This window comes from Ruminococcus sp. AF37-20 (assembly GCF_003460465.1).
In the GTDB taxonomy this organism is placed as follows: domain Bacteria; phylum Bacillota; class Clostridia; order Oscillospirales; family Ruminococcaceae; genus Hominimerdicola; species Hominimerdicola aceti.
Genome location: NZ_QTVE01000001.1, coordinates 91,211 through 114,597, shown reverse-complemented (window position 1 = coordinate 114,597; position 23,387 = coordinate 91,211). Strand labels below are relative to the sequence as shown.

Here is a 23,387-nt window from a genome sequence, read left to right as displayed (position 1 = left end):
CAATACAAAACCGCCTGAGAGGAAAAGCTTCTCAGGCGGTTTTTAATATCATATGCTTTGTGAAACAGATATAGGCTGATCCTCCGGTGGGATAGGCGCTCCGCAATGAGGACATTCTGTACAGGTGTCTACGACATAGGTATAGCCGCAATATTCGCAAGCTTTTTCCTGAGCTGCATCAGAACAAGGCTTTGCTTTGGCATATTTTCTCGCCTTTGGATTTATGCCTATCATAAGGCAGGCGTGCAGACACACAAAGGCCAGAATGGCGATTGAAGTAAATAGCATAGTCCAATTTACTTTACTCTTCATTACGGTAGGCGTCAGGTCGTCAAATGATGTGCTGATAGCCGAGGACACTGTATAGCGTGTTCTCGCCGTGAGATTTTTCTGCAGCTCGTCATTGAAGCTGTTCGTTACTGATTCTGTAAGAACATCATCTGTATCATTGCCCTGCATACCCTCCCAATACCAATCCTCAAAGCCGTCAGAGGAAGAATAACCGTCAGGGGTAGAGTAAACTATGAGCCAATGGCTCTCGTCCGCAAAGTGGTTCACATACAGATCATAGGCATAGTTTTCAAGGTCTGAATAAATTCCCTGCCAATCGGAATTTTCCACTGTTATGACCGCAGGTGAGATACCGGTGCGGTTATAAAATGCCACCAGCGAGTTCCTAAGCTCTGCGGTGTTGCCAAGGACATTTGCATTATCCTCCACAACTATTTTATAATCATAGTTCTGGGGAAGCTTGTGAGGGTGATGATAAGCCTCGGCAAACATAGAAAATGTGAATAAAATAAACGGCAGATAGAAAAACAGCATAAGAAATCTCAAAGGACTTCTTTTTTCGGTTATGTCATAATCTGCATAGACATAGACAGGTCTGTGATGATTATAATATACAAATCTTCTTGCACCCGGGAAGTAGGTGCTTCTTGTGTGGCGTGAGCTTCTTCCTGAACCTCCGTGTGAATGGCTGCTGTGATGCGAGCCTCCGTGTGATCCTCCTCCGTGAGAGCCGCCTCCCGATGAATGTGGCATTTATTTTTTACCCCTTTCTTATTTTTGTGTGGTATCTGCGACAGGCTGTTCTGTTTCCACGTTATGTGGTCTGAGCGGTGCTCCGCAGTGTGGGCACTCATGACAAGTGCCGATAACATAGACATTTCCGCAGTATTCGCAGGTGTCCTCTTTTGCATCATTTGCACATTTCACTGCGCTTCGGTAAGCCTTTTTATTCGTGATAAGCGTCTGATATATCTCATAAGCCCCGATACCTGACATGAGAAGTCCCCATATCACAAACAGCCACTCTACATGACCGTCCATAACGTTTGGTGTAGTTTCATCAAAAGCCGCTGCTATAGCAGAGCTGACATCATAACGGCTGTTGGCGGTAAGATATTTCTGCATAAGATCTTTGAAATCGTCTGCTACATCTACAGTTATGATATTGTCGGTATCATCGCCCTGCATACCCTCCCAGTACCAATCGTTAAAATCAGGGTCGGGAGATGTAGGTTCAGAATAAACCACCAGCCAATGCTCCTCGTCGTCAAATTCCGTCACATACATATCATAGGCAAATTCCTCTAGCTTTGAATAGCTTCCCTGCCAATCCTCGTTGTTCACTGTCATTATCTCCACAGGGATACCGGTTTCGTCATAGAAATCAACAATTGCATTCTGCACCTTGTCCATATCATCAATGACCCCTGCCGTATCCTTTATCTCGCAGTGATAAGATGGACTTGTATCCATTTTTTGCGGCTTATCATAGCACATGGCAAGAAGCATGATACCAAAGAGCAGGCTGACAGCACTGCCAAGTATACTGAAAAACTTACCTGAAGCGGTCCCCTTGCGAATATCATAGTCAGCATAGACATAGACAGGACGATAGTTCTCATAGTATACGTATCTTCTTGCCCCGGGAAAGCTTGTGTGCTTTATGTGTTTAGCGCTCGACCCTCCCGAGCTTGATGAAGAGCCGGAAAAGCCTGAGCCGCTGTGTGACCCTCCGCTGTGAGAGCCTCCCCCTGATGAATGTGGCATTTATTTTTTTACCCCTTTCCCCTATACAAATCATAAATCCATCAATACTGCACACGCTCGGCTGTGTAGCCGTCTTTTTCAAGCAGGTCGATTATTCCTCCCTCGCCTGCATAGTGTGCCGCACCAACAACATAGAACACGTTCTTGCCCTGAGACATAAGATCCTCGGCAGCTTTTGCCATGTTCTTGTTTCTGTCATAGAGCATTTGGTTATTATAATCCTCGGCGATCTTTTTGTCCTCCTCGGTATAGCCTGCAAGCTCCTCCTCGTTATCTTCCTCAAGGAAGGTTTCGATATCCCCCGACTTCCATGCGGTATAGAGGTCTTCAAGAGCCTGCTTCTGGCTCTCCTTGGTTTCACCCTCGTAGCTTCTGAACATAAGGTCATAGATATCGTCAGAGAAGTTTATGAGCATATTCATCTGGAAATCCACCGACTCAACTTCATATATCTCCTTACCGTCTGCATGGGCGGTGGTAAGAAGGTAGTTGTCAAGACCCTTTTCCGAGTCAAAGCCGGAATCCTGAATAAGCAGGGTATCAAGGGTGCTTGAAACAGCCCATGGTCTGTAGACCTCAAGGGCGGAGATATCCATGCCCCAATAGCCGAGATATGTTTTCAGGGCAGAATATGCTTCCTCGGAAATATGCTGGCTGAGCTTTGTGTTATCATTATAAAGCATTTGCTTCATAAGATTTTTCATATACTCGCCGTCCTCGCTTGTGGAGGTTATATCGCACTCCACCGCAAGGATATCGGCATTATTATACGCATTCGTTACTGCCTCAGGGAGCGGATAGCACTCGTCTTTCAGTGCATGGAAAGAGCCGAGCATCACCATTGTGTTGCCCTCAGGTGAAGTCACTTTCCACATAGCAGGTGTGATACCGTTCGTCTTTGTATCGTCCGTTACCGCTGATGAGCTGTCTGAAACACTGCTGTCAGGTGCAGAAGTGGCAGAAGCTGTACTGCTCGCCTCCCCTGTGGTGGTTGTATCAGCCGTTGTGTCGGATGTTGTAGTTGTGGCTGCCTTTGAGCTGCTGTCGGTCTGTGAGCTGTCAGGCACCTCTCCGCATGAGCATAGAAGTGCAGCGCACATTGCAGCGACTGTAAAAAGGCTCAATGTTCTGTGTATCTTTTTCATGGTTTTATCTCCTGTCTTCATAGTTGTATGTTTCAGTATATCACACATCAAAGAAATTTTCAAGTATGGTTACAATTTTGTAATAGTCAGGCTTTATTCTCTCTTATACGCTTTTCTATCGTTTCCATATCTATGCCGTATTGTTTAAGGATAGTCTGAGCGAAGCTGTTGTCACGGGGCATTCCACGGACTATCTTATACTTTCGCTCTCCTGTTTCATCATCTGCGTCGGCGACAATGCTTGCAAGCTTTGTTCTGAGGGTACTGTCTTTATTAAGCTCCACGGTCTTGTATGCGATATCCACAAGATGTGTTGCAAAAACTCCTCTTACGCCCATTTTGCAGAATATCCTCAAAAGCTCGCAGGCGACCTCAACACACTCCCTTGGGGTTGTGCTTTGGATAGACTCGTTCATAAGAAGCAGGCTGTTTGCTGTGATAGTGTCGCTTATTTCACGGAACTCTTTTATCTCTGTGGTGAAACGGCTGGTGTCGATGCCTGTTTTTTCCTCTTGTGGGAACTGAGTGTAGATATAGTCCACAAGGGATATTTCACAGTATGAAGCAGGCACATAAAGTCCTGTCTGCGCCATTATCTGACACAGACCGACCGCACGGAGAAATGTGGTCTTTCCGCCATTGTTTGCGCCTGTCAGCACATAAAAGCCCTCGCTGTCGCCTCCCATGGTGATATCGTTTGTGACAACGGATTTTTTCTCCTTGTGGTCAAGATTATATATCCTGGCTTCACGGAAATAAACAGGGTCAAAGATATCCTTTATGACGGCTTTTCTCTCACCTGCAGGAAGAATTTTCGGACGGCACATTTTAAGCCCCTGATCTTCGCAGGCTTCTATCATAGCCACTGCGCCCATGTAGTATTCAAGCTGATAGTCTATATAGCGCATATCGGCAATGCCTGCTTTCTGATACTCAGCAAGCACCTTGTCTATCATTTTCACAAAAGTATCAGTAAGATCGCTAAGCTCGTCAAAAAGGGTCTTATCCACAGTGTTGATAAGCTTATCGTCAGACACCTCGCTGTCATTATACTTCTTTCTGAGATTTTTCACAACAGCCTTATCGTTGAACTTTGCCCCATGGTAAAGTATCCTGTCAACAAGGGACGGTTTTATATCGTAACGCTCTTTTGAAAGCTCTATAATGCCTGCTGAAACAGGAACTAACCTTTCATCGAGGTTTATAGCGACTGTAACGCTGCGAATACGGTCATAGAGTGCCTTTTTAAGCTTCTCTATCTCACCCTTAAGAGATATATAATGCTTATCGCCATAATGCTCCTCAAAGAACGCAAATAGCTTTTTTACGCCCTCTGAACGTATCTTATCTTTCATTTTTCCATAAAAATCGTGCATTATCTCCATGCACTGTATGTAAGCGTCAAAGCCGCTTATGGCATCATCAAGCTGTGAAAAGCTGTCGGGAGTAGTAAGATTATAGATGTTCTTTCTGTCATTTTCCACCATGACGTTTATCACCTTGCGTATGGTGGCAGACAATGACGGAAGCCTTATGAAATCATCAAGGATATCAAGGCGGTAGTTTATTACCTCCTCATCGTCGCAAACCTCACAAAAAAGCCTCATTACACGATACTGGTAATGGGGCGTGATAAAATCAGCCACCTTTTCAAGCTCCAGATTGTCAACAAAGGCTCTGGGGAGCTTTTCAAGGGCGGCAGCTCTTTTTTTCATTGCGTTGTGCTTTTCCACAGAGGGATAAAGCAGATCAGCCACAGGGGCTTTCATATCAAATTCGTCAAGTTTTGAAGCCATTTTCGTTTCCTCACTGGTCTTTGGCAAGGGCTTTCAGGTCTATTATTATGCCCACCTTCGCAAGAGCCTTTGACATAAGCTCTGCACTTAGGGGGTAGATATCAGTTTTTCCGCACTCGTGGTCATACTCGTATCTGAAAAACTGCACATAGTTCTCCTGATAATCCTCAGATGTATAAACTTTCCCCATGATATATTTATTTTTTATGGCATAATAGTTCACAGGCTTGAGCCTGAGAATAGCTTTCGGGTCGGCAGACATTTCCGAAGCGAGGGTATCAAAGCCCTCGTCAACGTAGTTTATTTTTCTGCACTTCATATCCTTTATTTTCTTTTTCAGAGGCGGCTCGCTCTGAGCCTGCTTCTTTTTGAACAGTGAAAACATTTTTACACACCAAGCCTCTCAAAAAGCTGTTTGCGGCAATCTTCTTCAAGCTTATCGTTTATAGGTGCGGGGATATACTTTTCGCCAAGCTTACGGCTCATGCAATATGAAATAACATAGTCGCTGACCTTTGGATTTTTTGACAGGAGCGGACCATGGAGATAGGTTGCGATAACGCTTTTTTCCATATAGCCCTCGGTACTGCTTTCAAACTCATTGCCGTTGCCTGAAAGGACTTTTCCGAATGGCGACTTGACGTTTGTGGTCTGTCCGCCGTGATTTTCAAAGCCTATGACCTTGTATTTTTCTCCGTCAAGCTGAGCTTCTATAACGATATTACCGATACATCTGCATCTTTTATCGGTAGACGCCACAGTATAGTAATCAAAAAGCCCCAGACCAGGCACTTTCTCACCGTTTGAGTCCTTATAATACTGACCCATGAGCTGATAGCCGCCGCATATCATCAGAAAAAATGTTCCTGCCTTATAAGCTTCCATGATACTGTCCTTGCAGGAAACAAGGTCATCTGCAAGTATCTGCTGTTCAAAGTCAGCACCGCCGCCAAGGTAGATGATATCATACTGGGTGAAATCAGTTTCCTTGTCACCAATAAGATGCTTTGAAACTTCCAGCTCTATGCCACGCATTTTACAGCGGTAAGAAAGCACTTCAACGTTGCCGCTGTCGCCATAGAGGTCAAGCATATTAGGATACATATGAAGAATTTTCAGTTTTTCCATTTTACTTTTCCTCCCCGTTTTCTTTCAGGCTCTTGTATCTTTTTATTGCGGCTCTTGTCGGCTGGATAGCAGTATAATTGGCTATGACGAACTTATCACCCTTTGTGGAAAAGAGTGACGCTGTTGCTTCGTCAAGATCAGGATAAACGAATATCTTGTCAGGGTCATAGCCTGAGCATTTTATTCTTATGGCGATATCATATGCTCTTGTACCTGAGGTCACAACTCTGTCAACATTATTGAACACAGAGAAGTTTATATCCCATATCCAAGAAACGTCATGGCCGTCTGCAAGGTTATCGTTAAGGACAAAAAGCAGTTCCTTTGAGCCTGCCTGCTCGTTCATCACACGCAGGGTCATATTTGCGCCAACAGGGTTTTTGGCAAGGTTCACAAGAAGGCTTGAGCCGTCTACCTCAAAGCGTTCAAGTCTGCCGTTATTCACCTCGAAATGCTCAAAAGTGTCATGCAAAATAGCCTTATCAAAATTATAGAGCTTTGCGGCGGTATAGACAGCCGCCATGTTATACATATAATAGATACTGTTATGAGCGGTCTTATATGTTTCCCCGTCTGCTTCAAATGACGGAACAGTCAGGTCAACGTTCTTTATCTCCACCTCAGGCTCAATATTGCCAAAACCACACTTTGGACAATGGAACTTGCCGATATGTGAATACTGATAATAGTCATAGACAAGCTCAGTATCGCAGAAAGGACAGAACTTGCCCTCGCCCACCTCATAAGGCTTATCCGTTGCGCCCTGATATCTGTCAACGCTGAAATAGTGGATATTCTTGTTATTAGGGTTAGCAAGTCCAAGTCTTGCCACGTTTGGGTCATCGGCATTGAGAACAACGTTGCCCTCAAATGTTTCAAGGAACTTTTTCACCTTGAGAATGAGTGTTTCAACCTCGCCGTTTCTGTCAAGCTGGTCACGGAAGAAATTCAGCAGAACAAGGGTCTGCAAATTGAGCTTTGAATAGACCACAGGAACGTGGGACTCGTCAGTTTCAAGCACAAGATAATCGGCATGTACTCTTCCCCTCATATCGCAGTGATTGAGCAGGAGGGAGCATATTCCCGTATCAAGGTTATTTCCCTCCGGGTTTGTGATTATCTTCTTTCCGCCGCTTGCAAAAATATGGCTGAGATAGTTTGTAACAGAGGTCTTGCCGTTGGTGCCTGTGACAGCAACGATAGGGCAATCCACCTTGAAAGCCTTAAGGCAGTCTTTATTTATAGTCCACAGCACAAGCCCGGGAAAGTTGCCTGCGTCCCTGCCAAGCAGGTGCAGAGTTTTTACCATAAGCTTGCCGAAAATAATGGTGAAAGCGTTTTTTAAACTCATTTATGTATCTCCTATTAAAATAAAGTCGTATAAAATAATAATAGACCATAACGCCCATAATGTCAAGCATTTTAGACCTTTGCAAACAAAAAAACACCGCACAAAGACGATAGACGCCCCTTGTGCGGTGTTGGCTTCTATATGATTTTTGAGAGGAAATCTTTCAAACGCTGATTTTCAGGGTGTGCAAAGAACTCTGACGGCTTGTTCTGCTCGAGTATTTTTCCGTCTGCCATGAACAGAACTCTCGAAGCAACTTCCCTTGCAAAGCCCATTTCGTGGGTAACGACAACCATTGTCATTCCGTCGTTTGCAAGCTGTTTCATAAGCTCCAGCACCTCGCCCACCATTTCAGGGTCAAGTGCAGAAGTAGGCTCGTCAAAAAGCATTACTTCAGGGTTCATCGCCAGTGAACGTGCGATTGCTATTCTCTGCTTCTGACCGCCTGAGAGCCTTGAAGGATACTCGTCAGCCTTATCAGGCAGGCCAACTCTTTCCAAAAGCTCCTCCGCCTTTTTGTCGGCTTCATCGGCTGTCATAAGGCCAAGCTTCACAGGGGCAAGAGTGATATTCTTTTTTATTGTAAGATGTGGGAAGAGGTTGAAATGCTGAAAAACCATGCCCATTCTCTGTCTGAGCTTGTTCATTTCATGCTCGTTCGCCTGAGTGATGTTCTCGCCCTCGAAGAATATATCACCTGAGGACGGCTTTTCCATAAGGTTAAGACAGCGGAGAAAGGTGGATTTTCCTGAGCCTGACGGACCAACTATAACGACCTTTTCGCCCTTGTCGATAGTTTCGTTTATATCTTTCAGCACTTCGACCTCGCCGAAAGACTTGCTGAGATGTTTAACGTCTATCACTTTGCGACAGCCTCCTTTCAAGCTTTCCTACCAGATGAGTAAGCACAACTACCATTATAAGGTAAATAAGTGCAACTGTTATAAGCGGCATGAATGCCGAGAACGTCTGAGAACGGATTATATCTCCGCCCTTTGTAAGATCCTGAATTGCGATATATCCTGCAACAGAGGTTTCTTTAAGCAAAACTATGCACTCGTTTGCAAGGGCAGGCAGAACAGTTTTGAAAGCCTGCGGAAGAACTATTGTTATCATTGTCTGACGATAGCTAAGGCCAAGGCTTCTTCCTGCTTCAAACTGACCGTTGTCAACTGACATGATACCTGAACGGACTATCTCAGCCACATATGCGCCTGAGTTCACGCCGAATGCAAGCACAGCCACAAGAGTCTTGTCTATGTTCACGCTTCCGAAAATAACAAAATATGTTATAAGGAGCTGAACTACCATAGGAGTTCCTCTTATCACTGTAAGATACACTCTGCAAAGGGCGTTGAGTATCTTCATTTTGCCTGTCTTATCATGAGTAGAGCGGACTATAGCCACAAGAAATCCCAACACAAAGCCAAGTATGACCGCAAAGAAGGTTATGATAAGTGTTGTTTTAAGACCATTGGTAAGATAATGCCAACGGCTCTCGTCCAAAAAATTTTGCTGGAAATCGTCGATCAATTTGTTCAATTCAGCACTTCCTGTTCTTTATCAAAATAATTTCGGCTGCCGCTCTACGACAGCCGAAGTGTGAAAAATTATTTCTTTCTTACGATTATTACCTGACTTGATGATGTGTAAGTGTCAGAGAAAAGAACGTTTTTCTCTCTGTCAGGTGTAACTGTCATACCTGCAACGCCAACGTCTGCCTTGCCTGACTGAACGGCTGAGATGATAGAATCAAATGCCATATCGTCTATCTTAAGCTCATAACCAAGCTTGTCGCAAACTGCCTGCATCATATCAGCGTCGATACCAACGACCTTATCGTTCTCCTTGCTCTCGTATGGAGGAAACTCAGCGTTTGTTGCCATTACAAGCGTACCCTTATCTCTGCTAACATTATCAGGGGACTTGTATGGGTTCTTGCCAGCGTCCTCGCCAACGTAGTTTGCCTTGATAGCGTCAAGCGTTCCGTCAGCCTTAAGCTCCTTGAGAGCACCGTTGACAGCTGTCTGAAGCTCAGTGTTGTCAAGCTTCATAGCGATAGCGTATTCTTCCTCAGCAAATGGCTCGTCAAGTATTTCAAGATCGTCATTCTTCTCAACAAAAACCTTAGCAGGCTCAGCGTCGATTATAACAGCGTCTATCTTGCCCTGCTTCAGAGCCTGAACAGCGTCAGCACCCTTGTTGTATTTTTCTACCTTAGCGTCCTTAACGTCCTCAGCATAGATGTCGCCTGTTGTTCCAAGCTGAACACCTATAGTCTTGCCCTCCAGATCGTCAACGCTGTGAACTGTATTAGCAGGCACTCCGCAGCCTGCAAGCATTGTAACGCTCATTGCCGCTGCAATAAGTCCTGCTGCAAATTTCTTCATAACATACATTCCTTTCAAAAATTGATAGCGACAGTCCTCAAATACCGACTGTGCATAAACCTATATCATATATTATAACTGAACACACGGCTTTTTGCAATAGCTTTTATCAGTGATTTGATATATAAATTATGAATTTTTTGTTTTGCCAAACCATTTTAGTAAACAAAAAAGGTATCCACCCAATGGGGACACCTCTTTGTGAAAATCAGCTTAGAAATCCATTGTAAACTGAACTCTGTGGTTGCCGTCTGCGTCATCATCTATCATTTCAGCCTTTACGATAGTGATAGGCGTAACAGGCTTTGACTGTGCGTTGTCTGAACCTGTTGTTCTCTCCACCTTGAGGAAGTCATCAACAACGTCCATGCCCTCTGTTACCATGCCAAAAGCCGCATACTGTCCGTCAAGGAAGGTATCCTTATCACTGTAGCAGATAAAGAACTGGCTTGAAGCACTGTCCATATCGTTGGCTCTTGCCATTGAAACAACGCCTCTTGTATGGCTCAGCTTGTTTTCAACGCCGTTTGCCGAGAACTCGCCCTTGATAGTTTCCTTGCTTCCGCCTGTGCCGTCACCGTTAGGGTCACCGCCCTGTGCCATAAAGCCGTCAACAACTCTATGGAAAGTAAGTCCGTCATAGAACTTTTCCTTCACCAACTTCTCGAAGTTCTCGCAGGTGATAGGTGCGTCATTGGCATAAAGCGTGATAACGAACTTCTTGTCAGTGTCAGCCGCAGAGGTCTGTGACGAGCTGTCGCCCTTATCTCCGCAGGCTGTAAGAACTGCGCAGGCAAGCACGCCTGCTGTGCAAAGAGCCAATGCTCTGAATAGCTTTTTAAGTTTCATTTTTTATCGTCCTTTCCATCATCATTAATGGCATTTCTGCCTTTTTACTAGCCTATTATAGCACCTCCCTGCAAAAAAATCAACATCAGACCATGTTTTTCACATAATTTTCATCATACGAAGCCTAAAGTTGGCTTATTTAATATTGATTTTTGGCTCTTAATGGAGTATAATTATAATGTTTTTTTAAAGAAAAATATAAAAACTATGTTATGTATGGAGGACTGAACAAAATGGATAAGTTAAAAAAAGCTCTGCCTTTTATCATCCCGCCTCTGGCTGTATTGCTCATAATGGGATTTGCTTTTTATCGGCATGGGCTTTACCCTTTCGGTGACGGCACTGTATCATGGTGCGATATGTCACAGCAGGTGATACCTCTGCTCACCGACTTCAAGGATATTTTCACAGGCAAGGACGGAATGTTCCTTAACTTCCACAACGCAGGAGGAATGGACCTGTGGGGCGTTTTCTTCTTCTTTATCGCAAGCCCCTACACCTTGCTTGTGCTTTTTGTTGACAAGGCTGACATAATCTACCTTGTGAACATTCTCACAGTGCTTAAAATGATGACAGCGGCTGTAACGGCGCAGATATATTTCCGCTCCTGTCAAAAAAAGCTCGATCCTTATATTGGCGCTGTACTCAGCGTCATATACGCATTCTGCGGCTATGGAATGCTCTATTATCAGAACAACATATGGCTTGACATGATGTATCTTTTCCCTCTTCTTATGGTGGCATTCAGGGAGCTTTTTGAGAAAAAGCGCATTATCCCATACACTGTCATGCTCACACTTATGATGATAGTGAACTACTACATCAGCTACATGATAGTTGTTTTCATACTGCTTTTCATGGCGCTTTGCTGTTGGCGTTACCGCAAGGAAGAAAAATACAAGGACGTTCCATGCAGATTTGTTATAGGCTCGCTCCTTGGTGCATTGCTTTCAGCGGTGGTATGGATACCATGCTTCCTGCAGTTTTTGTCAAGCGGACGTTCAAAGTCAGTTATCGAACAGCTTGAGACTTCTTCATTCATCACAAACTACTACACGACCTTCTGCCTGCTGTTGTCAACGGCTTCGGTCATAGTGATAGTTGCGGTATTTCTTCTTGACGGCAAAAAGAGGAGCAAGCGTCTTAACACCGACCTTATAATGCTCTTTTTGATGCTCGTACCTATTTTAATAGAGCCTGCGAACCTTATGTGGCACACAGGAAGCTATATGTCATTCCCATGCAGATACGCTTTCATCACCATTTTCTTTGCACTTATCTGCGCAGGATATTTTCTTTCATCGGAAAACGCAGTTGCAAAAGGAAAGAAAAACTGCGACCACTTTGTTATTTTCCTGATACTTGCGGCACTTATCTACGGCTTTTACAACTTCTCTGAGGGCTTTGTTGAAAACAACCGCTCGGGAATATCAAAATACACCTCAAGCCTTTGGCAGGACAGCACCGCCTTTGAGCTTTGCCTTGAATTTTTCATTGTGGCGGCGGCATTTTATGCGATTGTCGTTCTGCTACACAAAAAAGGCTGGATATCAAAGAAGATATTTGCTGTCTTCCTTGCAATGTTCGTTGCGGCTGAGTCCTACGCAAACGTGAACATTTATATGGTATCCCCAAGCATGAACAATCCTCAGCGTGCGGCTAATCATCAGAAGATAATGGATCTTTCAGACAGACTTGACGAAACAGAGGGCTTTTACAGAGTAAAGACCGCAAGCAAGCTTTTCGAGGTCAATCTGGTCGGTTCAATGGGCTACAATTCCCTGAGCCACTACACCTCCCTCACAAGCCGTGATTATATGTACATGATGAAGCAGCTTGGTTACTCCTCTTACTGGATGGAGGTAGGCTCATATGGCGGAACAGAGCTTACTGACGCTTTGCTGTCAGTAAAATATCTTATTGAAAAAAGTACAGGCTCGGCTGACGCTGTATATTCAAACGATACCTACGAGATAGTGCCGACAGAATACTATCTCCCCCTTGGCATTGTGACCGACGCTGACCTGAGCGGCAGTGAGGAGCTTTCCACAGGCACAAGAAGCAACGTTCAGAAAAAGCTTTTTGAACAGCTTTTCGGCGGCAACGGTGACGAGCTTATCACAGACTACGAATACACCACGATCTATGGTGTGCAGGACGACAGTAACTTTAAGCCGAACTACACCCTCAACACCACAGGCGATGTAGCCTACATGGACTACAGCATAGATGTGACAGACAAGCAGACACTTTATTTTGACTGCTTCGACAAGCTTTCAAACAGCCTCAGCGAGGATATAAACGGAAGCTTCATGGTAACAGTGAATGGTCAGATAAAGCAAATGGATTATCCGTCACAATCAAGCAACGGGCTTTTGAAGCTTGGGGAATTTGAAAATGAACACGTCAACGTGCGTGCGACCTTGAAGAAAGACATCACAAGCTGCCGTTCCTACGGCGTTTTCGGGCTTCACCACAATGTTCTTGAAAAGGCACTTGAGCAGGCACAGACCGTCGGTCTTACAGACAGTGACGGCAAGCTTTCAGGAAGCGTGAACGCAAAGGCAGGACAGAAATGTGTGCTTCAGATACCATATCAGGAGGGTCTGAAAATAAAGGTCAACGGCAAGGCTGTTTCATATGACAAGGTTTTCGGTGACCTTGTAAGCTTCGACTTGCAGGAGGGCGAGAACACAATAACTGTAACAAGCGTGCCAAATGGCTTTTATGCAGGTCTTGCACTGACTATCGTAGGCATTGCGCTGACAGCAGGATATTTCTTCATAAGAAAGAAATTGAAATTCGGAGAAACTTTGGAAGCCGCTGCATTTGTGGCTGTTATCGGTGCGGGAGCTATAGTGATCATAGTGGTTTATGTTGCACCTTGCATACTGAATATTTATAGCTGATAATACTCCACAAGGTCTATATTGTAGGGGCGAACAGCGTTCGCCCGCCTTTGGCACAAGCATTGTAATGATAAAAATAAAAACTGCGGATAGTTTAAACACTGTCCGCAGTTTTGTTATGTAGGGGCGATCTTAGGTCGCCCGCATATTGCCGCCATGATATCAACAATTTTTGTAAGTTGAGTTCAAGCCTGTTTGAATTGGTCGAAAATGTGCAAAGTAACGGGCGAACACTGTTCGCCCCTACTGTTATTATCCGAAATTATTTATGCTCTTCCAGATACTTTTCAGTATCCATTGGATAGCATTTCAGGTTTGGAAGCTCGTCAAGGGTGAGAACTCTTTCGCTGTTGTAGATCTTGTTCCACTCGTCAAATGTGGTGTACTGATCTGAAAGCTGTTTATCCTTGATACAGAACTCGCCGTTCCATGTACTGAACCACGCCCAGCGTGTGCCGTCGTTGAATGCTCCGTCAGGGTCGAACATAGAACCGTTCTCTGTCATTGCGATTATCTTTTTGGTCGATGTGCTTGACTTTACAAGGTCATAATACCACTTCTGTGAAGAGCTGTCCTGCTCTGCAGGATAGCAGTCATAGCCCATGATGTCAACATACTCATCACCCGGATACCAGTCAGGATTCTGTGCGTTCCATACCCAGATGAGGTTGTTAAGACCATACTCGTTTGTGAACTTGTCATACATGAGCTGCCAAAGCTGAATGTATGCGTCCTTTCCTGCTGAACCCCACCAGAACCATGCGTTGCCAGGATACTTAGGGTCGCCTGCCGCCTCGTGGAGAGGTCGCCAAAGTATAGGCACGTTTGCGTCTGCAAGCTCTTTAAGCACCCCTGCCATATGGTCAAGGTCAGCTATGATAGAATCGTAGCCCTCTTTGTCCTCGCCGCTGAGAGCCTTTGCAAGGTCGAAGTCTGTATATTCAGAATAGAAGCCCTGCCACCATGCTCCGCCGTTCTTTTCCAGGTTTTTATCAGGGGCATACCAATGCCAGCAAAGTGAAACTATACCGTTTTCGTTGTTGTACCAGTCCATAGCCTGCAACGGCACCATATCTCCGCCGCCTGCGCCATGTGAAAGTGCGCTGTTTGAAAGGTTTGAAACGTCAAGACCAAGTATAGCAGGCGTCTTGCCTGTGTGCTTCTTTATCTCCTTGAACTCACGGCAGTCCTTACCCTCGTTATCTCCTGAAAACTGACCTGAGATAGTATACTTGCCATAAACGTCCGTAAGGAAGTTATAAAGTCTTTTTGCCTCGTCAGAAGCGTTAGGGTTTGAAAGCTGATTTGATACCTCATACTGTGAAAGGTCGATAGCAGGAGCCGGGGTTATCTTTATCTTGTCAATATAGATATGACCATTGTCGCCCTTTATGCCTACCTTATGAGTACCTTCGTCGATAAGCACATTTTCAGCCATAGTGTCACCAAACTCTGTTGTGGTTGATGTGAAGTTTGTGAGCGCAGCACCGTCAACAGTGATAAGATTTGACTGACCCTCGCCGTCTGCCGCCATTGTGAGAGTAATATTATAGCTTCCCTTTGCAGGAAAATCTATCTCGAACTCCACCATATCTCCCGATGAGCCTATGGAAACGAAGCCGTCACCGGAAAACTTTCCAAGAAAATTCTTATCAAGCACTGCCGCACCTCCCGAAAGAGTTCCTTTTTCCGCCTCGGACTCGTAGCTGAAATCCTCAGGAACGTCATACTCTGTCGTTACGTCTGAAAGGTCGATGTTGCCCATATCCTCAACGACAGGAGCTGTTGTAGTGGTAGTCTCACCTGCTGACGAGCTGCCTGAGCTGCTGTTTCCTGTGCTGCTGCAGCCTGCTGCCGCACAAGCGATAAGCACTGCCATAACGGCAGCAACTGTTCTTTTCATTATTTCACGCATAATGTTCTCCTTATCATTACTAATTAAAATATTCAAATTTTTATAAAGCCAAGCTTTGCGAAGCTCTCGCCTTTAGGCTTTATATTCCATACTTTTAAATATATCATATAAAAAATCATTGTCAATAGCCATTTTTAATGTTTAACATCGTGTTCAAAATTGATAACGTTTACTTTTATTTGAACTAAAAAATATGAACCCACACGGCATTAGGTTCATATTTTCATATATAAAAAATATTATTTTCTGAGAAACGTTCTGTATACCCAACGGGTGAATTTTCTGGGAAATATAAACAAGCCAAGCTGCAGAGCGCATGGCATGAAAAAGTCACGGAAGCCCGTATACCCTGAACGGTGTATTATCCACCTCACACGAATGAAAGCCTTTGTATGCTCCCAGCTTTTGCGTGTATCTACAGTATTTTCATCTATGCGGTAGCGCACAAGCACCTCGGGTATATTCTGCCCCTTTGCACCATGCTGTAACATTCGTGCGATAAACTCATAGTCCTCGCACATTTTAAGGTCACTGTAACCGCCTATCTTTTCCGCAAAGGACTTGCGAAAAGCCACAGACTGCCTGTTGAAAGGGTTGCGTCGTTTGGAATATGAAGCGATATCCTTATGCATGACAGGCACTTTTTTCACCGAAACTACCTCGTCAGTGTCAGTGTCGAACTCCTCCACATATGTGCCGATGATATCAAGCTTAGGTTTCACCGCAAAAAGGGTCATCTGCTTCAAGCAGCGGTTAGGGAGAGATATATCGTCGCTGTCCATTTTCACGATATAATCGCATTTACACGCCTTTATGCCCTCGTTGTAAGCCTTTCCAACGCCCACGTTCTCGTCTATCTGAACGATATGGAAAATATGCTTGAACTCGTCCTGAAAAGACTTCACGATGATATTAAGCTCGCAGGTGAGCTTGCCGTCGCACACAAGCACGAAGTCAGAGGGAGGATATGACTGCATGAGCATAGACTCAAGACTCTCGTTAAGGTTCTCAGGAAGCTCACGGTCATACACCGACATAAGCACACTGTATTCAGGCAGCGTATATTTTCCAACACGATACGTCATAGAGTCCCTCCCCTGCATTATTATCAACTCAATTATACTATAACAGCTCCAAAAAGTCAACTACGACCAACAAAGTATACTATTTATATAGTACAGACCAATACACAAAAAAGACCGCCCCATTCGGAACGGTCTTGTAAGCTACTTTGAAAAATTAGCCAAGCTTCTTAGCAAGCTGTGATACCTTTCTTGCAGCAGCATTCTTATGCATAATGCCCTTTGTGCAAGCCATATCTACCTTCTTGATAGCAGCTCTTACTACTTCTTCCTTGTTTTCTGCATTCTCAGCTACAGCAGCGTCAGCCTTCTTGAGTGCAGTTTTAAGATCAGACTTTACAGCCTTGTTTCTCATTGTCTTAGTGTTGATAACCTTGACTCTCTTCTTAGCGGATTTAATGTTTGGCATACCGACACCTCCCTCATTCTGTATAAATTTGCACTTATTTGCACAAGCTATCCGCAGACTGAGAGGAAATGCGGAAAGCCCTTTAAACAAGCCTTGTAAAATATTTTACCACATTTCAAAAGAAATTGCAAGGGGGTTTACTGAAAAAAATATAGAAATTTTGCGGTCTAAATTGTAGGAACACACAAAAACTTACACGATATCACAGAAAGGTGAATAAAATGAGCATTAGAACGGATATGGCGGCGGAGAGCTTTTCTCAGGCAGGCGGTGCGGAAAAGCTTCAGGGAGTGAAAGTCAAAAACAAGGTTATTGAAAACGCTAGGCTTGAGGTAACGGACATCACCATAGAAACACAGGAAGCCGCCGAAAAGCTTGGGAGACCTGTCGGCAGATACATCACCCTTACCGCCACAGATTCAACATTCGATATGTACAGCGACAGTTTTCGTGAGCGTGCAGAAGTCATAGCAAAAGCCATAGGGGAGCTTTGCGGTGGTTGTGAACGTTTTTTGGCGGTAGGGCTTGGGAACTATGCCCTGACTTCCGACGCTGTCGGCCCTCTTACCGCTGAAAAGATCTTCGCTACCCGCCACATAAAAAGCCTTGCAAAAGAGATTAATACTGACGATCTGGGCGAGGTCACAGTGATACAGACAGGAGTGCTTGGAAACACGGGAATAGAATCCTCAGAGCAGGTAAAAGCAATTGCGGAGCGTGTAACACCGCAGGCTGTCATTGCAGTTGACGCACTGGCTTGCAGCGAGCTTACCAACCTTGGCAGGACAATACAGCTTTGCAACACCGGCATTTCTCCGGGAAGCGGAGTCGAAAACGCACGAAAAGAGCTTTCGCTTTCGACCCTCGGGGTAAAGTGCATTGCCATAGGCGTGCCAACGGTCATAGATCTTTGCACTGCCGCACAGCACATTTTCGGTCAGACAGCACCTGAAAGCTCCGAAAACATCATGGTCGCTCCGAAAACTGCTGACAAACTTTCGGAAAACTGTGCAAAGCTCATTGCAATGGGCATAAACCGTGCCGTTCACCCTGCCCTGTCGCAAGAGGACATTCAAACTCTCACCTGCTGACAAAAGACGGGTGGTACGGTAATGTAAAACCTGTATACAACAATTGTAAATTTTTTATTAATATGTATGAGTGAAATTGCGAAAACGTTTTCTGAAAACGTATACTCACACAAATTCAACACACCTTTGTCATAATCAACAAAAACGCTTGAGCTTTATATTGCAAAATGCTGATTGACTAAATTTAAACTTTTTGTTATCATTAGTAAGGACGAAAAATAAGCGTTATGGCAAGCATTGTCGGGTAACGGCGCTTGTCAGTCGTAACAGATGAACGTTTTTTGGGTAAGGAACATTCGTCTATTATCAAGGAGGTTACTATAATGAAAATGGCAAAGAGAATTTTCGCTGCTGCTTGTGCGCTTTCACTGGCTTGCAGCATGGCTGCTTGCGGCAGCTCATCAAGTGACAGCTCATCTTCCAAGAAGGAAGCTAAGGCTATGACAGATGATCAGAAGGAGCAGGTAAATGCACTTCAGGATAAGCTCCCTGACATCGAGCTTTCAAACAAGACTATCAAGTGGATGGCTCACTATGACATCAACCCTAGTGATGGTAAGTCAGAATCACCTGCTATCTCACTTTTCCAGACTAAGTATGGTGGAAAGATCGAGTACGTTCAGACAACTTGGGACAACAGATATACTGATCTTGCTAAGGCAGTTATGGCTAACGACTCACCTGACTTCTTCCCTGCTGATGACATGGACGCATTCCCTAAGGGTGCTATCAAGGCCATGTTCGAGCCTATCGACGATGTAGTTGATTTCAGCTCAGACATCTGGTCATCATCACAGACACTTAACGATTCATTCGTATTCAACGGCAAGCACTATGTAGCTGCTATCGACGTAAGACCACAGTATGTTTGTGTATACAACACAAAGACAATATCAGACTTTGGCTATGACGATCCTGCTGAGCTTTATGCTAATGACGAGTGGACATGGAGCAAGTTCACAGAGATGTGCCTTGACTTTGCAGACTCTGAAGCTGACAGATATGCTCTTGATGGTTACTGGTACGGCAAGGCTCTTAACGATACTTGCGGTTATCCACTTATCGGTCTTGAGGACGGCAAGCTTGTAAACAACATGGGCAAGGCTGAAGTTGGCACAGTTCAGGATCTTATGTACAACCTTGAGAAGAACAACGTTGTATTCGACAGATCAAGCAACAACTGGAATACAAGAGGTGACGGAGCTAACGGTGAAGGTCTTGGTTCACAGCTCACACTGTTCATTCCTATCGGCACATGGGCTCTCGAGGATACTCCTGAAAAGACTAAGACATTCGGAAGCGTCAAGGACGGCGAGGTTATGTTCGTTCCAATGCCAAGAATGGACGATTCTGACAAGTACTATGTATCTACAGGCGTAAACGGCTATCTCCTCTGCAAGAACGCTCCAAACCCAGACGGCTTCAATGCGTACGTAAACTGCTGCAAGGTTGCAAACTCTGAGGTACAGAACATTACAGAAGAACAGCTCAAGAACGACTACGGCTGGTCAGACGATATGATCGAGATGCGTAAGACAATTTACGATCTGGCTAGACAGAATCCTGTATTTGATTTCCAGGACGGCGTATCTGCTGAGCTTTCAACACTTATGCAGACAGTAAACCAGGCTACAATGATAACAGGCGGCGGAGCTACTACATGGACAGAGTGCGTTGCTGAGAACCAGAAGGCTGTTGATTACATCATCAAGGAAGCAAACGCTAACGTTGCTGAATAATTCAGTATTTTCAAGCGGGACGTTCATTCGTCCCGCTTTTTTATTGCCTTTGTATTTGTCACGAATTTGTTAAATATATTTGTACGCAAAATGCACAATATAAAATACATAAATTTGTGCAAGAATTTTACGGATTTTTATGTACAAATCACAAAAAATATGCTATAATAAATGTACGTTAAAAAGAATATATCAAAGAAGGGAGATATGTTTTATGAGATCGATTATTACTATCAGCCGTGAATTTGGCAGCGGAGGACGTGAGATAGGCAAGAAGCTTGCTGATGATCTGGGCATACCTTTCTATGATAAAGAACTTTTGGAAATGGCTTCAAAAGAGAGCGGTATATGTCAGGAGCTTTTTGTTAAGAACGATGAGTCCTATACTAACAGCTTTCTTTTCTCACTGGTCATGGGTAATTACCCTGTAAGTGCAGACGGCAGGATCAATCCTGATATGCCGCTGAATCACAAGATATTCTTGGCTCAGTTTGAAACTATCAAGAACATTGCAAAGAAGGGTCCTTGTGTTATTGTAGGGCGTTGTGCTGACTATGTTCTGAAAAATGAGCCTAATATTATCGACTTCTTCATTTCCGGCAACACTGCCGAAAAGAAAAAGCGTATCCTTGAGAGATACGATATTGAAAAAAACAAAGCTGAGGACTTTATCCGCAAGACTGATAAGCGGAGAGCTTCATACTATAATTATTACACCGACATGAAGTGGGGCGAAGCAAAGAACTATGACCTTTGTATCAACTCGTCCAAAACAGGCGTTGACGGTGCTATCAAGCTTATGAAGGCTTATATCGAAATAAAAGAAGCCAACGCTGATAAATAGGAATTTTTCGTTTTAATTCATTTTACTTTCCTTACTACGAAAGAGGGCTGACCATAGGGTCGGTCCTTTTCCGTTTTATGAGAAGTTTTATTACTCCAGCTTAAACAAAGTGTAACCAATATGTTATTGACAATAACAAGCAAATATATTATACTGTATAAAAGGGCAGAAGTCCGTCAAAAAAATAAAAAAAACTGCAAAAGGAGAAACAGAAAATGGCTGAAATAAAAGTTATCACTATCGGCAGACATTATTGCGCAGGCGGTTCGACTATCGGTAAGCTTGTGGCTGAAAAGCTTGGTATCCCATGCTATGACAGAGAGATAATCGACATGGCGGCACAAAAAAGCGGCATTGCAATGAGCGAGATACAAAAATACGAGGAAGCCGCTCTGAGCATTCTCAAAACACCGATAAATCTGTTTTCAAAGGAGAAAGAGTATCCTATAACAGAGAAGATATTCGCCGCCGAAACAGAAGTAATAATGGAGCTTGTTTCAAAGGGAAACTGCGTTATCGTGGGCAGATGTGCAGATTTTATACTGAAAAACAAAGTCAAGACGCTGAATGTCTTCATTAATGCAAGCTTTGAGAAGCGTCAGGAGTGCGCAATTGAGAAGCACAACATCTCCGAGGACGAGGTGGAAGCAAGGCTCAAAAAGTATGACAAAAAACGTGCCGACTATTACAACTCCAACACCAACAAAAAGTGGGGAGATATTTCAAGCTATGATATGTGCCTTGACAGCGGCAGGCTTGGCTACGAAATGTGCGCCGAGATAATTGCTGACACTGTGAAGCTTTCAAGGGAGAAATAGGGGCAATATTTTATTGGGAGCGATAAAAAATGTCAAAGGATAAGGAAGTCAAGACTAACGCCATGCGTATTCTTGACAGAAATAAGGTAAAATACAAGGTCAACACATACGAGTGCGACGAGTTTATCGACGGCATACACATTGCAGATATGCTCGGTCAGCCATATGAAAGCTCTTTCAAGACCCTTGTGACAGTGGGTAAAAGCGGAAATTACTATGTTTTCGCTATCCCTATCGCAGAGGAGCTTGACATGAAAAAGGCGGCTAAGTCTGTGGGCGAAAAGTCGGTGGAGATGCTCCATGTGAAGGATATAAACTCTGTTACGGGCTACATTCGTGGTGGCTGTACACCTCTCGGTATGAAAAAACAGTACATGACGGTAGTTGACAGCTCTGCGGAGCAGTTTGAGGAGATAATCATAAGCGGCGGACGTATCGGGTCGCAGATAATGCTTTCTCCGAAAGACCTTATCAAGGTCACAAGGGGTAAATTTGAGAGCATAACAATGAGTGAATAGACAAAAAAAGAGAGCCGCTTGGCTCTCTTTTATTTTGCATTTATGTTGATATATTCGGGCTTTGTCTTTGAGTACATTATTTTCTGGCTGGAATAAAGTCCGTAATAGCCCGAAAGCATATAGCTTACCCCGCAGGCGACCGCAAAAAGCACAAGCCCGCTTCCACCGAAAAGCTCATAGCTGAGAAGTATGGAAGCCACAGGACAGTTCACAACGCCACAGAAAAGTGCCACAAGACCTATAGCCGCACCGAATGATGGGTCAAGCCCCAAAAAGCCTGCGGCTGTACAGCCGAAAGTTGCTCCGATAAAGAAGGTCGGGACTATCTCACCGCCCTTGAAGCCTGTATTTATAGTTATGGCGGTGAAAAGCATTTTCAGGGCAAAGGCTTCCGGGTGCGCCTTACCTTTCTCTAAAGCCGCCACGATAACGTCTACGCCTGCTCCGTTGTAATCCCTTGTACCTACAAGCAAAGTCAATGCAATAATCACAACGCCACCTACAGCTATCCTGAGATAAGTGTTAGGCAGATACATCTGAAATCTTGAATGTGAAAACTCCATTACCATGCAAAGGAGTATGGATATTACCGCACAAAGAGCCGCAAGCGCCGCTATCTGGGTCACAGACACAAGGGAAAGCCTTGGTATGCCTGTTATGTTGAACTTTGTTGGCGCAAGCCCTGCCAACAGCGATATTTTATATGCGATAAGAGAGGAAGCTATGCAAGGCACAAGACCCACATAGTATATAACGCCCACGCTTATTACTTCCATAGCGAAAAAAGTCGCAGTCAAAGGCGTGCCGAAAAGTGCGGCAAACACAGCACTCATTCCGCACATTATCACAAGGCTGGAGTCTTTTTCGTCAAGCTTTAAAAGCTCGCCTGCCTTTGCGCCAATGCTTCCGCCAAGCTGCAAAGCCGCACCCTCACGTCCTGCCGAACCGCCCGTAAGGTGGGTGAGTACGGTGCCCAGAAAGATAAGAGGCGCCATAAGCAGCGGCACTTTGATGTTTCCACGAACAGAGCTTATGATAAGATTTGTACCGGTCTCCTCGTCCACCTTGCAGACACGATAGCTGAAAATTATAAACAGACCTGCCAACGGCATAAGATACAAAGTCCAGCTATGACCCTCACGGAAGCCTGTGGCAAAGTTTACCGCCATATGGAACAGCGAGCCGACTATTCCCCCTATTACACCCACTGCGCAGGCGATAAAGACCCACTTTGCAAAGGCTATGGAGAATTTTTTCACCGTCCGCATTTTGCTTTTTATAAACTCACTGCTTATTTTCCTCACCCCTTTTTACAGAAAAACAACGGGCGACATATGCCGCCCGA

At 44.4% G+C, this 23,387-nt stretch carries 21 protein-coding genes; 6 read left to right on the top strand and 15 right to left on the bottom strand.

The window, feature by feature from the left end; all coding sequences use genetic code 11:
- Positions 1-48: 48 nt before the first annotated feature.
- From DW015_RS00540 to DW015_RS00490, 11 genes are all read right to left on the bottom strand, one after another.
- A complete protein-coding gene (locus DW015_RS00540; protein ID WP_117903430.1) occupies positions 49-1,044 on the bottom strand; it encodes a TPM domain-containing protein in 996 nt (331 codons plus the stop codon).
- An 18-nt stretch (positions 1,045-1,062) separates the two neighbouring features.
- Positions 1,063-2,058 carry a hypothetical protein gene (locus DW015_RS00535; RefSeq protein WP_117903428.1) on the bottom strand — a complete coding sequence of 332 codons (996 nt, stop codon included), beginning with the start codon at positions 2,056-2,058 and terminating at the stop codon, positions 1,063-1,065.
- Between the two features lie 41 nt (positions 2,059-2,099).
- Positions 2,100-3,203, bottom strand: coding sequence for a TraB/GumN family protein (locus tag DW015_RS00530; RefSeq protein WP_181979805.1), 1,104 nt, complete (start codon positions 3,201-3,203; stop codon positions 2,100-2,102).
- An 86-nt stretch (positions 3,204-3,289) separates the two neighbouring features.
- Positions 3,290-4,999: a DNA mismatch repair protein MutS gene (locus tag DW015_RS00525; protein WP_117903425.1), complete on the bottom strand. Its 1,710-nt coding sequence runs from the start codon at positions 4,997-4,999 to the stop codon at positions 3,290-3,292.
- Between the two features lie 10 nt (positions 5,000-5,009).
- Positions 5,010-5,384: a hypothetical protein gene (locus DW015_RS00520; RefSeq protein WP_022287641.1), complete on the bottom strand. Its 375-nt coding sequence runs from the start codon at positions 5,382-5,384 to the stop codon at positions 5,010-5,012.
- A gap of 2 nt (positions 5,385-5,386) precedes the next feature.
- The gene (locus DW015_RS00515) at positions 5,387-6,127 is read right to left on the bottom strand and encodes a glutamine amidotransferase (protein WP_038672291.1); all 741 of its coding nucleotides are present in this window, start codon (positions 6,125-6,127) and stop codon (positions 5,387-5,389) included.
- A gap of 1 nt (position 6,128) precedes the next feature.
- Positions 6,129-7,478, bottom strand: a complete 1,350-nt coding sequence (locus tag DW015_RS00510) for a MurT ligase domain-containing protein (RefSeq protein ID WP_117903424.1) — start codon at positions 7,476-7,478, stop codon at positions 6,129-6,131.
- Between the two features lie 137 nt (positions 7,479-7,615).
- Positions 7,616-8,341 (bottom strand): amino acid ABC transporter ATP-binding protein, encoded by a 726-nt coding sequence (locus DW015_RS00505; RefSeq protein ID WP_117903422.1) that lies wholly within the window; start codon positions 8,339-8,341, stop codon positions 7,616-7,618.
- Positions 8,328-9,020, bottom strand: a complete 693-nt coding sequence (locus DW015_RS00500) for an amino acid ABC transporter permease (RefSeq protein ID WP_117877813.1) — start codon at positions 9,018-9,020, stop codon at positions 8,328-8,330. The genes DW015_RS00505 and DW015_RS00500 overlap by 14 nt, the downstream gene beginning before the upstream one ends.
- Before the next feature lie 68 nt (positions 9,021-9,088).
- Positions 9,089-9,868: a transporter substrate-binding domain-containing protein gene (locus DW015_RS00495; protein WP_117903420.1), complete on the bottom strand. Its 780-nt coding sequence runs from the start codon at positions 9,866-9,868 to the stop codon at positions 9,089-9,091.
- A 213-nt stretch (positions 9,869-10,081) separates the two neighbouring features.
- Positions 10,082-10,717: a peptidylprolyl isomerase gene (locus tag DW015_RS00490; RefSeq protein WP_117903419.1), complete on the bottom strand. Its 636-nt coding sequence runs from the start codon at positions 10,715-10,717 to the stop codon at positions 10,082-10,084.
- Positions 10,718-10,950: 233 nt separating this feature from the next.
- On the opposite strand from DW015_RS00490, the gene DW015_RS00485 reads away from it, so the two are divergent.
- Positions 10,951-13,626, top strand: a complete 2,676-nt coding sequence (locus DW015_RS00485; protein WP_181979804.1) for a YfhO family protein — start codon at positions 10,951-10,953, stop codon at positions 13,624-13,626.
- A gap of 262 nt (positions 13,627-13,888) precedes the next feature.
- Here DW015_RS00485 and DW015_RS00480 read toward each other — a convergent pair whose 3' ends face one another.
- From DW015_RS00480 to rpsT, 3 genes are all read right to left on the bottom strand, one after another.
- Entirely contained in the window at positions 13,889-15,541 is a 1,653-nt protein-coding gene (locus DW015_RS00480; protein ID WP_038672298.1) for a glycosyl hydrolase, read from the bottom strand.
- Between the two features lie 239 nt (positions 15,542-15,780).
- Positions 15,781-16,626: a glycosyltransferase gene (locus DW015_RS00475; RefSeq protein WP_022287632.1), complete on the bottom strand. Its 846-nt coding sequence runs from the start codon at positions 16,624-16,626 to the stop codon at positions 15,781-15,783.
- Positions 16,627-16,780: 154 nt separating this feature from the next.
- Positions 16,781-17,032, bottom strand: coding sequence for a 30S ribosomal protein S20 (rpsT, locus tag DW015_RS00470; protein ID WP_022287631.1), 252 nt, complete (start codon positions 17,030-17,032; stop codon positions 16,781-16,783).
- Between the two features lie 221 nt (positions 17,033-17,253).
- Between rpsT and gpr the strand changes: the two genes are divergently transcribed.
- From gpr to ybaK, 5 genes are all read left to right on the top strand, one after another.
- A complete protein-coding gene (gene gpr, locus DW015_RS00465; RefSeq protein ID WP_117903416.1) occupies positions 17,254-18,123 on the top strand; it encodes a GPR endopeptidase in 870 nt (289 codons plus the stop codon).
- A 323-nt stretch (positions 18,124-18,446) separates the two neighbouring features.
- Positions 18,447-19,862 carry an ABC transporter substrate-binding protein gene (locus DW015_RS00460; protein ID WP_117903414.1) on the top strand — a complete coding sequence of 472 codons (1,416 nt, stop codon included), beginning with the start codon at positions 18,447-18,449 and terminating at the stop codon, positions 19,860-19,862.
- A gap of 214 nt (positions 19,863-20,076) precedes the next feature.
- Complete coding sequence (locus DW015_RS00455) at positions 20,077-20,706, top strand: cytidylate kinase-like family protein (RefSeq protein WP_022287628.1); 630 nt, start codon at positions 20,077-20,079, stop codon at positions 20,704-20,706.
- 215 nt (positions 20,707-20,921) lie between these two features.
- Positions 20,922-21,524, top strand: coding sequence for a cytidylate kinase-like family protein (locus DW015_RS00450; protein ID WP_022287627.1), 603 nt, complete (start codon positions 20,922-20,924; stop codon positions 21,522-21,524).
- A 29-nt stretch (positions 21,525-21,553) separates the two neighbouring features.
- Entirely contained in the window at positions 21,554-22,042 is a 489-nt protein-coding gene (gene ybaK / locus DW015_RS00445; RefSeq protein ID WP_022287626.1) for a Cys-tRNA(Pro) deacylase, read from the top strand.
- Between the two features lie 29 nt (positions 22,043-22,071).
- Here ybaK and DW015_RS00440 read toward each other — a convergent pair whose 3' ends face one another.
- On the bottom strand, positions 22,072-23,310 hold the full coding sequence (locus tag DW015_RS00440; RefSeq protein ID WP_117903413.1) for a chloride channel protein: 1,239 nt from the start codon (positions 23,308-23,310) through the stop codon (positions 22,072-22,074).
- Between the last annotated feature and the right edge of the window lie 77 nt (positions 23,311-23,387).

Coding starts and splice junctions, on each gene's coding strand:
- DW015_RS00515 (WP_038672291.1), bottom strand. CDS start 6,127: ATGGAAAAACTGAAAATTCTTCATATGTATCCTAATATGCTTGACCTC.
- DW015_RS00460 (WP_117903414.1), top strand. CDS start 18,447: ATGAAAATGGCAAAGAGAATTTTCGCTGCTGCTTGTGCGCTTTCACTG.
- ybaK (WP_022287626.1), top strand. CDS start 21,554: ATGTCAAAGGATAAGGAAGTCAAGACTAACGCCATGCGTATTCTTGAC.
- DW015_RS00475 (WP_022287632.1), bottom strand. CDS start 16,626: ATGACGTATCGTGTTGGAAAATATACGCTGCCTGAATACAGTGTGCTT.
- DW015_RS00525 (WP_117903425.1), bottom strand. CDS start 4,999: ATGGCTTCAAAACTTGACGAATTTGATATGAAAGCCCCTGTGGCTGAT.
- rpsT (WP_022287631.1), bottom strand. CDS start 17,032: ATGCCAAACATTAAATCCGCTAAGAAGAGAGTCAAGGTTATCAACACT.
- DW015_RS00540 (WP_117903430.1), bottom strand. CDS start 1,044: ATGCCACATTCATCGGGAGGCGGCTCTCACGGAGGAGGATCACACGGA.
- DW015_RS00510 (WP_117903424.1), bottom strand. CDS start 7,478: ATGAGTTTAAAAAACGCTTTCACCATTATTTTCGGCAAGCTTATGGTA.
- gpr (WP_117903416.1), top strand. CDS start 17,254: ATGAGCATTAGAACGGATATGGCGGCGGAGAGCTTTTCTCAGGCAGGC.
- DW015_RS00485 (WP_181979804.1), top strand. CDS start 10,951: ATGGATAAGTTAAAAAAAGCTCTGCCTTTTATCATCCCGCCTCTGGCT.
- DW015_RS00520 (WP_022287641.1), bottom strand. CDS start 5,384: ATGTTTTCACTGTTCAAAAAGAAGCAGGCTCAGAGCGAGCCGCCTCTG.
- DW015_RS00450 (WP_022287627.1), top strand. CDS start 20,922: ATGGCTGAAATAAAAGTTATCACTATCGGCAGACATTATTGCGCAGGC.
- DW015_RS00530 (WP_181979805.1), bottom strand. CDS start 3,203: ATGAAAAAGATACACAGAACATTGAGCCTTTTTACAGTCGCTGCAATG.
- DW015_RS00455 (WP_022287628.1), top strand. CDS start 20,077: ATGAGATCGATTATTACTATCAGCCGTGAATTTGGCAGCGGAGGACGT.
- DW015_RS00535 (WP_117903428.1), bottom strand. CDS start 2,058: ATGCCACATTCATCAGGGGGAGGCTCTCACAGCGGAGGGTCACACAGC.
- DW015_RS00440 (WP_117903413.1), bottom strand. CDS start 23,310: ATGCGGACGGTGAAAAAATTCTCCATAGCCTTTGCAAAGTGGGTCTTT.
- DW015_RS00490 (WP_117903419.1), bottom strand. CDS start 10,717: ATGAAACTTAAAAAGCTATTCAGAGCATTGGCTCTTTGCACAGCAGGC.
- DW015_RS00480 (WP_038672298.1), bottom strand. CDS start 15,541: ATGCGTGAAATAATGAAAAGAACAGTTGCTGCCGTTATGGCAGTGCTT.
- DW015_RS00495 (WP_117903420.1), bottom strand. CDS start 9,868: ATGAAGAAATTTGCAGCAGGACTTATTGCAGCGGCAATGAGCGTTACA.